This window comes from Streptomyces sp. NPDC052016, assembly GCF_044548445.1.
GTDB lineage: Bacteria > Actinomycetota > Actinomycetes > Streptomycetales > Streptomycetaceae > Streptomyces.
Window position 1 is genome coordinate 34,916 of the sequence record NZ_JBIUBX010000010.1, and the last position, 13,932, is coordinate 48,847.

At 71.7% G+C, this 13,932-nt stretch carries 10 protein-coding genes and 1 pseudogene; 1 reads left to right on the forward strand and 10 read right to left on the reverse strand.

Annotated elements, in window-relative coordinates; genetic code table 11:
- The 4 genes from opcA to tkt are packed head-to-tail and all read right to left on the reverse strand — an operon-like array spanning nucleotide 1 to nucleotide 5,717.
- A complete protein-coding gene (opcA, locus tag ACIHAR_RS14350; protein ID WP_365458066.1) occupies nucleotides 1–927 on the reverse strand; it encodes a glucose-6-phosphate dehydrogenase assembly protein OpcA in 927 nt (308 codons plus the stop codon).
- Nucleotides 924–2,456, reverse strand: a complete 1,533-nt coding sequence (gene zwf / locus ACIHAR_RS14355) for a glucose-6-phosphate dehydrogenase (protein WP_365458069.1) — start codon at nucleotides 2,454–2,456, stop codon at nucleotides 924–926. The genes opcA and zwf overlap by 4 nt, the downstream gene beginning before the upstream one ends.
- The gene (gene tal, locus ACIHAR_RS14360; RefSeq protein ID WP_365458072.1) at nucleotides 2,453–3,622 is read right to left on the reverse strand and encodes a transaldolase; all 1,170 of its coding nucleotides are present in this window, start codon (nucleotides 3,620–3,622) and stop codon (nucleotides 2,453–2,455) included. The genes zwf and tal overlap by 4 nt, the downstream gene beginning before the upstream one ends.
- A 19-nt stretch (nucleotides 3,623–3,641) precedes the next feature.
- Nucleotides 3,642–5,717 (reverse strand): transketolase, encoded by a 2,076-nt coding sequence (tkt, locus tag ACIHAR_RS14365; RefSeq protein WP_365458075.1) that lies wholly within the window; start codon nucleotides 5,715–5,717, stop codon nucleotides 3,642–3,644.
- Nucleotides 5,718–5,872: 155 nt separating this feature from the next.
- Here tkt and ACIHAR_RS14370 point away from each other — a divergent pair, with 155 nt between their 5' ends.
- On the forward strand, nucleotides 5,873–6,892 hold the full coding sequence (locus ACIHAR_RS14370; protein WP_400019472.1) for an AraC family transcriptional regulator: 1,020 nt from the start codon (nucleotides 5,873–5,875) through the stop codon (nucleotides 6,890–6,892).
- Nucleotides 6,893–6,943: 51 nt separating this feature from the next.
- Here ACIHAR_RS14370 and ACIHAR_RS14375 read toward each other — a convergent pair whose 3' ends face one another.
- From ACIHAR_RS14375 to ACIHAR_RS14400, 6 genes and pseudogenes are all read right to left on the reverse strand, one after another.
- Nucleotides 6,944–8,350, reverse strand: a complete 1,407-nt coding sequence (locus ACIHAR_RS14375; protein ID WP_365458081.1) for a glycoside hydrolase family 16 protein — start codon at nucleotides 8,348–8,350, stop codon at nucleotides 6,944–6,946.
- Between the two features lie 170 nt (nucleotides 8,351–8,520).
- Nucleotides 8,521–9,792: an Ig-like domain-containing protein gene (locus ACIHAR_RS14380; RefSeq protein WP_400019475.1), complete on the reverse strand. Its 1,272-nt coding sequence runs from the start codon at nucleotides 9,790–9,792 to the stop codon at nucleotides 8,521–8,523.
- Nucleotides 9,793–10,169: 377 nt separating this feature from the next.
- Complete coding sequence (locus ACIHAR_RS14385; RefSeq protein ID WP_400019477.1) at nucleotides 10,170–12,275, reverse strand: MMPL family transporter; 2,106 nt, start codon at nucleotides 12,273–12,275, stop codon at nucleotides 10,170–10,172.
- A gap of 230 nt (nucleotides 12,276–12,505) precedes the next feature.
- Nucleotides 12,506–12,865, reverse strand: coding sequence for a M23 family metallopeptidase (locus ACIHAR_RS14390; RefSeq protein WP_365458556.1), 360 nt, complete (start codon nucleotides 12,863–12,865; stop codon nucleotides 12,506–12,508).
- A gap of 36 nt (nucleotides 12,866–12,901) precedes the next feature.
- Nucleotides 12,902–13,144 (reverse strand): annotated as a pseudogene (locus ACIHAR_RS14395) (peptidoglycan-binding protein); the annotation flags it as partial.
- Nucleotides 13,145–13,161: 17 nt separating this feature from the next.
- Nucleotides 13,162–13,836, reverse strand: coding sequence for a transglycosylase SLT domain-containing protein (locus ACIHAR_RS14400; RefSeq protein WP_365458087.1), 675 nt, complete (start codon nucleotides 13,834–13,836; stop codon nucleotides 13,162–13,164).
- Nucleotides 13,837–13,932: the final 96 nt, after the last annotated feature.

Genomic DNA, 13,932 nt, shown 5'->3' on the forward strand with positions numbered 1-13,932 from the left:
TCAGGCGTTCTCCTCGGTGCCCTCGCCCCGCAGGGCGACGGCGTACATCTCGTCCGCGTCGAGGCGGCGCAGCTCCTCGGCGATCAGTTCGGAGGTGGGGCGGACCTTCAGCGCGAGGGTGCGCGACGGCTGGCCCGGCAGGGTCAGCGTGGCCAGCGGGCCCTCGGGGCGGTCGATGACGATCTCGCCGTTCTCGGTGCCCAGGCGTACGGCGGTGACGACCGGCCCCGCGGTGACGACCCGGTCGATCGACACGCGCAGGCGCGCCTCCAGCCAGCGTGCGAGCAGCTCCGCGCTCGGGTTGTCGGCCTCGCTCTCCACGGCGCCCGAGGTGACCGGCAGCCGCGCCTGGTCCAGGGCCGCCGCCAGCATCGAACGCCACGGCGTCAGCCGCGTCCACGCCAGGTCGGTGTCACCGGGCGCGTACGACCGCACGCGCTTCTCCAGCACGTCCAGCGGCCGCTCCACGGCGTACATGTCGGTGATCCTGCGCTGCGCCAGCGCTCCCAGGGGGTCCTTGGAGGGGTTCTCGGGCGCGTCCACCGGCCACCACACGACGACCGGCGCGTCCGGCAGCAGCAGCGGCAGCACGACGGAGTCGGCGTGGTCGGACACCTCGCCGTACGTCCGCAGCACCACCGTCTCGCCCGTGCCGGCGTCGGCGCCCACCCGCACCTCGGCGTCGAGGCGCGAGTGGGTGCGGTCGCGCGGGGTGCGGGCGTGCCGCTTGATGACGACCAGGGTGCGCGAGGGGTGCTCGTGCGAGGCCTCCTCGGCCGCCCGGATCGCGTCGTAGGCGTTCTCCTCGTCCGTGACGATGACCATCGTCAGGACCATGCCCACGGCCGGTGTTCCGATGGCGCGGCGACCCTGCACCAGCGCCTTGTTGATCTTGCTTGCCGTGGTGTCGGTCAGGTCGAATTTCATGGCCTGCGCCAGCTCCGTCCGTCTCGTGCGAGCATCTCGTCGGCTTCCTCGGGTCCCCAGCTGCCCGCCGGGTACCGGGCGGGCCTGCCGTGCGCGGCCCAGTACTCCTCGATCGGGTCGAGGATCTTCCAGGACTCTTCCACTTCCTGGTGGCGCGGGAACAGGTTGGCGTCGCCGAGCAGCACGTCCAGGATGAGGCGCTCGTACGCCTCCGGGCTGGACTCCGTGAAGGACTCGCCGTAGGCGAAGTCCATCGTGACGTCCCGGATCTCCATGGAGGTGCCGGGCACCTTGGAGCCGAAGCGGACGGTGACGCCCTCGTCGGGCTGGACGCGGATGACGATCGCGTTCTTGCCGAGTTCCTCGGTGGCGGTCGAGTCGAAGGGGGAGTGCGGGGCGCGCTGGAAGACGACCGCGATCTCGGTGACCCGGCGGCCGAGGCGCTTGCCGGTGCGCAGGTAGAAGGGGACGCCCGCCCAGCGGCGGTTGTCGACGTTCAGCCGGAGGGCCGCGTACGTGTCCGTCGCGGACGCCGGGTCGATGCCGTCCTCCTCCAGGTAGCCGCGCACCTGCTCGCCGCCCTGCCAGGCGCCCGCGTACTGCGCGCGGACGGTGTGCTTGCCGAGGTCCTCCGGCAGCTTCACGGCCTTGAGGACCTTCAGCTTCTCCGTGAGCAGCGAGTCCGCGTCGAAGGAGGCGGGCTCCTCCATGGCGGTCAGCGCCATCAGCTGCAGCAGGTGGTTCTGGATGACGTCACGCGCCGAGCCGATGCCGTCGTAGTAGCCGGCGCGGCCGCCGATGCCGATGTCCTCGGCCATCGTGATCTGCACGTGGTCGACGTACGAACGGTTCCAGATCGGCTCGAACATCTCGTTGGCGAAGCGCAGCGCCAGGATGTTCTGGACGGTCTCCTTGCCCAGGTAGTGGTCGATGCGGAACACCTGGTCCGGCTCGAACACGTCGTGCACGATCGCGTTCAGCTCCCGCGCGCTCGCCAGGTCGTGCCCGAACGGCTTCTCGATGACGGCCCGCCGCCAGGAGCCCTCCGGGGCGTTCGCCAGGCCGTGCTTCTTCAGCTGCTCGACGACCTTCGGGAAGAACTTCGGCGGCACGGACAGGTAGAAGGCGTAGTTGCCGCCGGTGCCGCGCGAGGAGTTCAGCTCCTCGACCGCCTCGCGCAGCTGCTCGAACGCCTTGTCGTCGTCGAAGTCGCCGGGGACGAACCGCATGCCCTCGGCGAGCTGCTGCCAGACCTCCTCGCGGAACGGGGTCCGCGCGTGCTCGCGCACCGCGTCGTGCACGACCTGCGCGAAGTCCTGGTCCTCCCAGTCGCGGCGGGCGAAACCGACGAGCGAGAAGCCCGGCGGCAGCAGACCGCGGTTGGCGAGGTCGTAGACGGCCGGCATCAGCTTCCTGCGCGACAGGTCGCCGGTCACCCCGAAGATCACCAGGCCGGACGGTCCGGCGATCCGGGGCAGGCGCCGGTCACGGGCGTCCCGCAGCGGGTTGCTCCACACGGGGGCGTTCATTCCGCGTCAACTCCCTTGCTGTTCAGCGACTTCGTGACGGCGTCCAGCAGGTCCTGCCACGCCGCCTCGAACTTGGCGACGCCCTCGTCCTCCAGCCGGGTGACGACCTCGTCGTAGGAGATCCCGAGGGCCTCCACGGCGGCGAGGTCGGCGCGGGCCTGGGCGTAGCCGCCGGACACCGTGTCGCCGGTGATCACTGCGTGGTCGGCGACGGCGGCGAGGGTGGCCTCCGGCATCGTGTTGACGGTGCCGGGCGCGACCAGCTCGTCCACGTACAGCGTGTCCTTGTACGCGGGATCCTTCACGCCGGTGGACGCCCACAGCGGACGCTGCTTGTTCGCCCGGGCACCGCCCAGAGCGGTCCAGCGGTCACCGGACCGCGCCGGGTGGCCGGCCGAGCCGAACACCTCCTCGTACGCGGCGTAGGCGAGCCGGGCGTTGGCGAGGGCCGCCCTGCCCCTCAGCGCGAGGGCCTCGTCCGTGCCGAGGACCGTCAGCCGCTTGTCGATCTCGGAGTCGACCCGGGAGACGAAGAAGGACGCGACGGAGTGGACGGTGGAGAGGTCCAGGCCCCTCGCGGCGGCCTTCTCCAGGCCGGCGAGGTAGGCGTCCATGACCTCCCGGTACCGCTCCAGCGAGAAGATCAGCGTGACGTTGACGCTGATGCCGAGGCCGATGACCTCGGTGATCGCCGGGAGACCGGCCTTCGTCGCCGGGATCTTGATCATGACGTTGGGGCGGTCGACGAGCCAGGCGAGCTGCTTGGCCTCGGCGATCGTGGCCGCCGTGTCGTGGGCGAGACGCGGGTCGACCTCGATGGAGACCCGGCCGTCGCGACCCCCCGTGGCGGTGTATACGGGATGCAGTACATCGGCTGCGGCGCGCACGTCCGCCGTCGTCATCATCCGTACGGCCTCGTCGACCGTGACGCCCCGCACGGCCAGGTCGGCGAGCTGCTCCTCGTAGCCCTCGCCGGAGCCGATGGCGGCCTGGAAGATGGACGGGTTGGTGGTGACGCCGACGACGTGCCGGGTGGCGACGAGTTCGGCGAGGTCGCCGGACGTGATCCGCGGTCGCGACAGGTCGTCCAGCCAGATCGACACGCCCTCGTCGGTCAGGCGCTCGAGGGCTCCCGCCGGTGCGGTTGCTTCGGTCACTGTGATCATCTTCTTTCTGGCGATCGGATCAACCACGCGCGGCAGCCAGCGATTCCCGGGCTGCGGCGGCGACGTTCTCGGCGGTGAAGCCGTAGGAGGCGAAGAGGGTGCCGGCGTCGGCGGAAGCGCCGAAGTGTTCGAGGGAGACGATGCGTCCTGCGTCACCCGTGAACCGGTACCACGTCAGGCCGATGCCCGCCTCGACCGCAACGCGGGCCTTCACGGACGGCGGAAGGACGCTGTCGCGGTAGGCGCGCGGCTGCTCCTCGAACCACTCCACGGAGGGCATCGACACCACCCGCGTCCCGATCCCCTCGGCCTCCAGCCTCTCGCGCGCGGCGACGGCGAGCTGCACCTCGGAGCCGGTGGCGAGGAGCACGACGTCCGGGATCTCGGTCGAGGAGTCCAGCAGGACGTAGCCGCCCTTCGCCGCGTCCGGGTCGGGCGCGTAGGTGGGGACGCCCTGACGGGTCAGGGCCAGGCCGTGCGGGGCCGGGCGGGTGGCGTGCCGCTTGAGGATCTCGGCCCAGGCGATCGCCGTCTCGTTGGCGTCGGCCGGGCGCACCACGTTCAGGCCCGGGATGGCGCGCAGGGAGGCCAGGTGCTCCACCGGCTGGTGGGTGGGGCCGTCCTCGCCCAGGCCGATGGAATCGTGCGTCCACACGTACGTCACCGGAAGCTGCATCAGCGCCGACATGCGGACCGCGTTGCGCATGTAGTCGGAGAACACCAGGAAGGTGCCGCCGTAGACGCGGGTGTTGCCGTGCAGCGCGATGCCGTTCATCGCGGCGGCCATCGAGAACTCGCGGATGCCGAAGTGGATCGTCCGGCCGTACGGGTCCGCCTCCGGCAGCGGGTTGCCCTCCGGCAGGAAGGAGGAGGTCTTGTCGATGGTGGTGTTGTTGGAGCCGGCCAGGTCGGCGGAGCCGCCCCACAGCTCGGGCAGGACCGCGCCGAGCGCCTGGAGCACCTTGCCGGAGGCGGCGCGGGTGGCGACGGACCTGCCGGGCTCGAACACCGGCAGCGCGTCCTCCCAGCCCTCGGGGAGCCGGCCGGCGACGACCCGGTCGAACAGCTCGGCGCGCTCGGGGTTCTCGCCGCGCCACCTGGCGAGCCGCTTGTCCCAGGCGGCGTGCGCCGCGGCGCCCCGGTCCAGGGCGGCACGGGTGTGGGCGAGGACCTCGTCGGGCACCTCGAAGGACTGGCCCGGGTCGAACCCGAGGACGCGCTTGGTGGCGGCCACCTCGTCCTCGCCGAGCGCGGAGCCGTGGGAGGCCTCGGTGTTCCGCGCGTTCGGGGCGGGCCAGGCGATGATCGTGCGCATCGCGATGATCGAGGGACGCGCCGTCTCGGCCTGCGCCGCCGTCAGCGCCGCGTACAGGGCGTGCACGTCGACGTCGCCGTCGTCCAGCGGCTCGATGCGCTGCACGTGCCAGCCGTAGGCCTCGTACCGCCCCAGCACGTCCTCGGAGAACGCGGTCGCGGTGTCGCCCTCGATCGAGATGTGGTTGTCGTCGTAGAGGAGGACGAGGTTGCCCAGCCTCTGGTGGCCGGCGAGCGACGAGGCCTCCGCGGAGACGCCCTCCTGGAGGTCGCCGTCGGAGACGATCGCCCAGACGGTGTGGTCGAACGGGGAGGCGCCCTCGGGGGCCTCCGGGTCGAACAGGCCGCGCTCGTAGCGGGCGGCCATCGCCATGCCGACGGCGTTGGCGACGCCCTGGCCGAGCGGCCCGGTGGTGGTCTCGACCCCGGCGGTGTGCCCGTACTCGGGATGTCCGGGCGTCTTCGATCCGTGCGTGCGGAACGCCTTCAGGTCGTCCAGCTCCAGCTCGTAGCCGGCGAGGAAGAGCTGCGTGTAGAGGGTCAGCGAGGTGTGGCCGGGGGAGAGGACGAAACGGTCACGCCCGGTCCACTCGGGATCCGCGGGATCGTGCCGCATCACCTTCTGAAAGATCGTGTACGCGGCGGGCGCCAGGCTCATGGCGGTGCCGGGGTGACCGTTCCCCACCTTCTGCACGGCGTCCGCGGCGAGCAGGCGTGCGGTGTCGACGGCACGCCGGTCGAGTTCGGTCCACGCGAAGCTGTCCGGTATCTGCGTGCTCATCTTCAAGAAGTCCTCGGTGAGAGAGGGGTAGGGGGTCTGGCGCGTTCAAAAGTAAAAGTCTGACTTTTTTAGGGGAAGGTTCAGGTGTGCCAGGCTGTGGTGAAACTGGGACACCCGGCAGGCGCGGGGCGGGATCGAGGCGGCACGAGACGGACATGGCGGACACAACGGTCCACGACCACGACCACACGACCGGCGCCCCCGGCACGACCGCCGCCCCCGAGGGGCCGGGCGCCGGGCCCGCCGCCCGCGAGGTGACCGGCGCCCGCGAGGGGACCTGGGACCACGACGGAGCCGGGGGCCGCGACGGGGCCGGACCGATCAGAACGCTCCCCTTCCCGGTCGGCCTCAGCGTCGGCGGCGTCGGCATGCAGGTCGGCCCCATGGGCGCCGGCCGCGCCTGGCACGCGGGCGCGCCCCTGGACCGCGTGCACCGGATCGACTTCCACGTCGTACTGCTCTTCACCGACGGCCCCGTCCGTCACATGGTCGACTTCACCGAGTACGAGGCGACGGCCGGCGACGTCCTGTGGATCCGCCCGGGCCAGGTGCACCGCTTCTCGAAGTCGAGCGAGTACCGCGGAACCGTCCTGACCATGCAACCCGGCTTCCTGCCCCGCGCCACGGTCGAGGCCACCGGCCTGTACCGCTACGACCTGGCGCCGCTGCTCCACCCCGACGAGGCCCAGTCGGCCGGCCTGTGCGCGGCCCTCGCCCAGCTGCAACGGGAGTACGAGGACGACACCACCCTGCCCCCGGCCCTGCACACCTCGGTGCTGCGGCACACCCTGACCGCGTTCCTGCTGCGCCTGGCGCACCTCGCGGCCGCCTCCGCCGAGGCGGCCCGCCGTCAGGCCGGCACCACCTTCACCCTCTTCCGGGACGCCGTGGAACGGGACTTCGCCACCAACCACAGCGTCAGCGCCTACGCCGACGCGCTCGGCTACTCCCGCCGCACCCTCGTGCGCGCGGTGCGCGCGGCGACCGGCGAGACGCCCAAGGGCTTCATCGACAAGCGGGTCGTCCTGGAGGCGAAACGGCTGCTGGCCCACAGCGATCTGCCGATCGGCCGGGTCGGCGCGGCGGTGGGTTTCCCCGATCCGGCGAACTTCTCCAAGTTCTTCCAGCAGCACACGGACATGACTCCGGCGGCGTTCCGCGCGGAACTGCGCTGAAACGCCGCCGGGGCGAGGGCCGTCATCGGGCCCGGAGGCCCGGTTTCCCGCTCAGCGGCCGAAGTTGAACCAGTTCACGTTCACGAAGTCCGACGGCTGCCCGCTGGTGAAGGTCAGGTAGACGTCGTGGGTGCCGGTGACCGGGGCGGTGTTCGCGGGGATCGTGCGCCACGACTGCCAGCCGCCCGTGTTGCCCACCGCGAAGCTTCCGACCGGCGCGTTGCTCCGGCTGTCCAGGCGCACCTCGACGAGGCCGCTGACGCCGTTCGCCGCGCCGCTCGCGACCCTGGCGTTGAACTGGGTGGCCGCCGTGGAGCCGAAGTTGACGCCGCGGAAGAGCGCCCAGTCGCCGTTGGCGAGGGCGCCGATGTTCTGGCCGCCGCCGGTGTCGGTGGTGGTCTCGGTGATCGTCCCCGACTGTCCGTCGAAGGACTCGGCCTGGATGGCGGAGTAGGCGTCCCGGTTGCCGGACGGGGGAGGCGTGGTGCCGCCCCCGCCGCCGGAGGCCTGCAGCACCTGCACGTAGTCCACGACCATCGGGACGCCCGAGCGGGTGTCGCCGTCGAGGCCGCCGCCGAAGGCGTCGGGGAAGCCGCCGCCCATCGCCACGTTCAGGATGATGAAGAAGCCGTGGTTGGTGGCGTTGTTCCAGGTGGTGGCGTCGACCATGGTGGCGGTGACGGTGTGGTAGTTGACGCCGTCGACGTAGAAGCGGATCGCCTCGGGGCTCACCGAGCGGTCCCACTCCATCGAGTAGGTGTGGAAGCCGGACTGGCAGGTGGTGTTGGGACAGGCCGTGGAGTTGCCGATGCCTGTGGTCTCGTTGCACGGGCCGCCCGGGTTGGTGCCGCAGTGCATCGTGGACCAGACGCGGTTCAGGCCCTGGACGTTCTCCATGATGTCCAGCTCGCCCACGGCGGGCCAGTTGTGGTAGTTGCCGCGGTAGGGGGCGCCCAGCATCCAGAACGCCGGCCAGTAGCCCTCGGCGGCCGTGCCGGTCACGTTGGGCATCTGCAGACGTGCCTCGACGCGCATCTTGCCGCCGGCGGCGGGCTGGAAGTCGGTGCGGTTGGTCTCGATACGGCCCGAGGTCCAGCGGCCGGCGGAGTCGCGCAGCGGGGTGATGCGCAGGTTGCCGTTGCCGTCGAGCGAGACGTTGCTCGTGCTGTTCGTCATCGTCTCGACCTCGCCGGTGCCCCAGTTGGCGGGACCGCCGGGATACGAGGTGCCGGTGGCGTACTGCCAGTTGGAGGTGTTGACGCCGGTGCCCGCGGCGCCGTTGAAGTCGTCGAGGAAGACCTGCGTCCAGCCGGCGGGGGGCGTGGGCGCGGAGGCGTTCGCGGACGGGGAGGCGACCGTGGCGGCCGCCGCCGCGAGGCCCAGCGTGCCGATGACGGCGACGAGCGCCCGCCTCAGGGGGCGCCGTCTCCTGCGGGGAGTGCCGGAGGGTTCACTCATGGGGGAGCCTCTCGGGTACGGAAGTGGGGTGCGCGGGTGCCTCGGAGGCGCTGTGAGAGCGCTCTCAGAGTGGGCCCAATGTGCTCCCGGCCACCCCGACCGTCAAGAGGTGAAACAGTGAAAGTCCCTCCTGGGCAAGTGAGTTCATTCCATGAATGGGTGCGAATGGGCTAAAGCGCGCTGCCCGCCTTCCACTGCGCCCAGGACAGGTTCCACCCGTTGAGGCCGTTGGCCGGATCGACGGTCCCCTCGCCCGAGTTCTCGACGATCACCACGTCGCCGAGCATCGAACTGTCGTAGAACGCGTACCCCGGCACGGAACTGTCGCTCCCGCCCTTCGCGTCGTGCAGGCCGATGCAGCCGTGGCTGGTGTTCTCCTGGCCGAACACCGAGGCGGACGCCCAGTAGTTGCCGTGGACGAAGGTGCCGGAGGTGGTCAGACGCTGGGCGTGCGGGACGTCGGCGATGTCGTACTCGTCGCCGAGGCCGACCGTGGAGGACTCCATCCGGGTCTCCTCGAGCCGCTCGCTGATCACCATGATCCCGGACCAGGTGGTGTGGTCGGCGTCGCCGCCGGTGACGGGGTGGGTGGCGAGGATCGCGCCGTCCCGCTTCACCACCATCTCCTTGGCGGCGAGGTCCACGGTGCTGATCTGCTCGCGGCCGATGCGGAAGGTGACGTCCTTCGACTGTATACCGTAGACACCATCCGCTCCCTCGACGTCCCTCAGCCGCAGGCCGAGGGTGATGGTCGTGCCGGCCGCCCAGTACGTCTCCGGGCGGAAGTCCAGCCGGGTGTCGCCGAACCAGTGGCCGACGACCTCGACGGCCGGATCGGCGGTCACCGTGATCGCCTTCTCGACGGCCGCCTTGTCCGACACGGGGTGCGAGAAGGTGATCGAGACCGGCATGCCGACCCCCGAGGTCGAGCCCTTCTCGGGCGTGAAGGAGCCGACGAAGGTCGCGCCGGGCGCCTTGGTCGTGAAGGTCGACGTCTGCGCCTCGGTGCCCTCCGCCTGCGCGGTGACCGTGTACTTGACGCCCGAGTACGGGTTCCGGGTCGACGTCCACCGGGTGCGGGCGTCGTCGAAGACGCCGTCCAGGGTGGAGCCGTCGTTGCCGGTCACGGTCACGGACGCGAGGGTGCCGTCCGTGACCGTGACCTCCACCGGGCTGGTGAAGGACGCCTTCTTCGCGCCGTCGGCGGGGGAGGCCGTGACAACCGGTTTCCTCGGGGCGGCGGCCCGCGCGGTGGGCGTGCCGACCGTCGCCGGCGCAACCGTTGCCGTCGTGCCCCCCGCCTGCTCCGCTGCGTCCGCCGACGCGGCGCCGCACCCGGTCAGCGCGGCGGCCGGCACCGCGCCGAGCACGGCCAGCACTCCACGACGCGACCACCTCCCCGACTGCTGCTCGGACCGGTTCGATATGTGCGAGACGCCCACGGCACGCCTTCCTGCGATGTCCACCTTTGCGTGTGCATGGTGCGACTCCTACCTGGGACGATCCTTTGAATCAACGGTGCGGAACCTGAGATTCCGGTGAGGATGCGGGGATGTCCGGAGGACGCTGGGGGTCGGGAGGGGTGCGGGGACGCCCCGCGGCGGAGCCGGCGGCGATCAGCGATCCGGCGCGCGGCGACCCTGCCGCTCGCGGCCGGTGGGCGGCGGCGCGGCTCGGGCGGAGACACCCCCGGGGGGTGGTTCCCGTGGGCCGGGGGGTGTGAGGCCCGCCGTCGCGCTCGGGAACTGCCCGTGTGTGCCGGACGCGCGGACCCGGACCCGCCTGTGAGGTGAGGCGCGGGTCCGCGCGTCGGGTGGGTTCAGACGTTCGCCGGCGACGGCGGGCGGGCCGCCGGCTGCTCCTCGCGCAGGCCGAACCGCTCGTGCGCGCGCCGCAGCGGGGCCGGCGCCCACCAGGCCCTCCGCCCCAGCAGAGCCATCGTCGCCGGGACCAGGAGCATCCGGACGACGGTGGCGTCGATGAGGACCGCGAGGGTGAGGCCGAGGCCGATCTGGAGGATGGGCGAGAAACCGCCGGTCATGAACGCGCCGAAGACGACGGCGAGCAGCAGGGCCGCGCAGGTGACCACCCGCCCGGAGCGGCGCAGACCGGTGACCACGGCCTCCCGGTCGTCGCCGGTCAGCTGCCGGGCCTCGCGCATCCGGGCCAGGATGAACAGCTCGTAGTCCATGGCGAGACCGAAGGCGATCGCGACGATCAGCGGCGGCGCGGTGAGGCTGAGCGCGCCCAGGCCCTCCGCGCCCAGGAGCCCGGCCAGGTGGCCGTCCTGGAAGACCCACACCACCGCGCCCAGCGCCGCACCGAGGCTGAGCAGCGTGGTCGCGATCGTCCGCAGCGGGAGCAGCACCGAGCCGGTGAAGGCGAACAGCAGGGCGAAGATCCCCGCCAGGACGGTCAGGGCGGCCCACGGCGCCCGCTCGGCGAGCATCGCGCGGAAGTCGACCAGCCGGGCCGCCGGCCCGGTGACCTGCACCGGATCGTCACCGCGCAGCTCCCGCACCCGTTCCACCAGGCCGGTGGCGGCCTCGCCGTCGGCGCTGCCGCCCGGCGGCAGGTCCACGACCGCCGTGCCGTCCGGCAGTTCGCGGGAGACGGCGCGCGGGGACAGGGCACGGATCCGGTCGGCGGTGGCCGCCGCCGTGCCCGGCTTGAGGACGACCGTCACCGGGGAGACGCCGGTGCCCGGCGGGAAATGCGCGTCGACCGTGTCGTAGAGCTGCCGCGCCTCGGTGTCGGAGGGGAGCTGCCGGGCGTCTCCGATGTTGATCCGCATACCGGCGACGGGCAGCGCCAGGACGAGCAGGGCCGGGACGACCGCCGCCAGGACGGCGATCCGGTTGCGGGCGGAGAAGCGGGCGAGGCGGGCGAAGACGCGGCCCTCCTCGCCCTCGGGGCGGACCTTCGCCGGGGCGATCCTCCCGCCGAACCGGGCGAGCAGCGCGGGCAGCAGCGTCACCGCGGCCAGCATGTCGACGACGACCACGGCGGCCACCGCCAGGCCCATGCTGCGCAGGAAGGTGCTCGGGAAGACCAGCAGCCCGGTCAGGCTGACCGCCACCGTCAGCCCGGAGAACAGCACGGTCCGGCCGGCCGCGGCGACCGTGCGGTGCACGGCGTCGACGACGTCCTCGGTGTGCCGGCGCTCCTCGCGGAAGCGGACCAGTATCAACAGGGCGTAGTCCACGGCGAGTCCGAGGCCCAGCATGGTGGTCACCTGGATCGCGTAGACGGAGATGTCGGTGACCTCGCTGAACACGAACAGCGCCAGGAACGCGCCCGCGATCCCGCTCACCGCGATCAGCAGCGGCAGCGCGGCCGTGCGCAGCCCCCCGAACACCACCAGCAGCAGGACGAGGACGACCGGCAGGGAGATCAACTCCGCGTTGCGCACGTCCTCCTGGGCCCGCTTCCCGATCTGCGTGTCGAGCAACGGGCCGCCGCTGACGTGGACTTCGGGTGCGTCGATCTGTTTGATGCGGGCCGCCGCCGCGTCGACGGCCTCCTCCTCGGCGTCGTCGTCCAGACCGCCGTCGAGGGCCACGGGGATGATCAGGGCCCGCCCGTCCCCGGCGACGAGTCGGGGGGTGGCATACGGATCGGGTACGGCGGCGATCCCGGCGATCGTCCGGACCTCGGCGACGGCCCGCTCGACCTGCGCGCGCAGCCCGGGGTCGGCGACGGCGACGCCCTCGACGACGGCGGTGATCGACTCCCCGGAGTGGTCGACGCGGTCGAGGTACTGGGCGGCCGCCTCCGACTCCGTACCCGGCACCTCGGGGACGTTGTCCGACAGGCGCCCGAAGACGCCCGTGCCCAGGCCGAAGCCGAGCAGCAGGAACAACGCCCAGAGCAGGACGACGGTGAGCGGGCGGCGGGTGGCCGCCCGGGCGATGGTGGACAGCACGGTCCCTCCCGGCGGGGCTTTCGGTTGACATGCCGTCAGCCTCGTGCGGGAGGGGTGGCCGCCGGATCGCCGTGAGGAGCGGTTTCCGCGCCTCCGTCGTACGGGGGAGGCGGGGGCGCGGCTCGCTCCCGCGGGGGAGGAGTCACGGGGCCGCCCCGAGGCGCCGGCCGCCCCGCGGCCGGCCCTGTGCGAGCAGTTGGACCGCTGGGCGGGCCGGGTTGGGCGTCCGGCTACCAGTCGGGCGCCACGTCGGATCCGAAGCCGCCACCGGCCGGACGCTTCTCGAAGTGGAGGTGGGGGCCGGTGGCGTTCCCGGTGGAGCCGACCTCTCCGATCTTCTGGCCGGCCCTGACCGAACCCCCGTTCACGGTTTGCTCGGAGAGGTGGCAGTACCAGTAGTCGTATCCGCCGGAGCGCAGCACGAGGAATCTGCCGAAACTCGGGTCGCGTCCGCTGCGGGCTATGGAACCGCCGCGCACCGCGACACAGGGCTTGCCCTGCGGAGCGGCGTAGTCCACGCCGGTGTGATAACCGAGGGACCAGTGCGGCCCCTTCTTCCGGTGGGGGGTCGTGACCCTGTGTCCCGGCACGGGAGACGTGACGTGGGAGCCGGCGGCCTTGGGCGCCGGGACGCGGAGCCGGTCCCACGTGATCTTGCCGGGAATGCCGTTGGCGTCAGCTCCCTTGAACCCGAGTTTGCGCTGCCAGGCGGCGTACGACTGCTTGTCGGCCTCGGTCCACTCGGGACCGGGACCTGTCCGGTACTTCCCGCACCCTTCCGCCACCAGGCGTCTGCCCATCGCGGCGATCACGGGACTGCGTCGTCCCTCGCGGAAGAATGCCGCTCCGGGGAACGGTGCCAGCGCGGGCATGACCCTCGCTCCTTTCAGTAAGGCGCCGGGTCACGATGCGGGTTCGCCTGTTGAACACGCGAGAGGTCACCGTACCGGCGCCAGATGTAGTTGATTGCTGCCGCGATGTTGGCCACGGGTTCGTAGATGCGGTCGGACGTGCCCGCCTGGTGGTTCTCCGCGAACGTGTCCGGGATCACCTGGGCGTAGCCGCGTGAGCAGTTGAGCCTGGCGCCGTCCACCTGAACCGGGCCGGTCGCGTTCACGTCGTCCCGGTTCACGGCGTTCGGCCTGAAGGACGACTCACGGAACACGAGCGTCAGCAGGTTCGCTCCGTTGCCGACGCCGGTCACCCAGCTTCTCGGCGCACCCGTCCTGTCGCACGCCTGCTCGGCGAAGGCGCGGGCCGTGGCCTCGTCCACGGCCAGTCCCGCATTCCTCGAGAAACGCACCGCGCTCTTGGCGAGGGCCCCGGGATGGCGGCAGTCCACGACGAACCCGGCTCTTGCACCGAGCTCCGCCAGCGAGGAACAGCCGGGGAATCCGTCGGCAGCCGAACCGGCGAAACCCAGCGTGCGCTGCCACGCCGCGTACGCCGATCTCGTCTGCTCGCCGAAGAATCCGGTGGCGCCCGCGGGAATACTCATTCCGACTGCGATGAGCGCGGCTTGAGCGGCCTTCACATCATCGTTGTGCTTGCCGAACCGCACGTTGGAAAGAGCAACCATCGTGCCTCCTCGACCTCACGGAGGCTGGTTCAGCAGCGCGCCTGCCTGCCGGCACAAAAGCAGCGCCGCTGCCTGGAA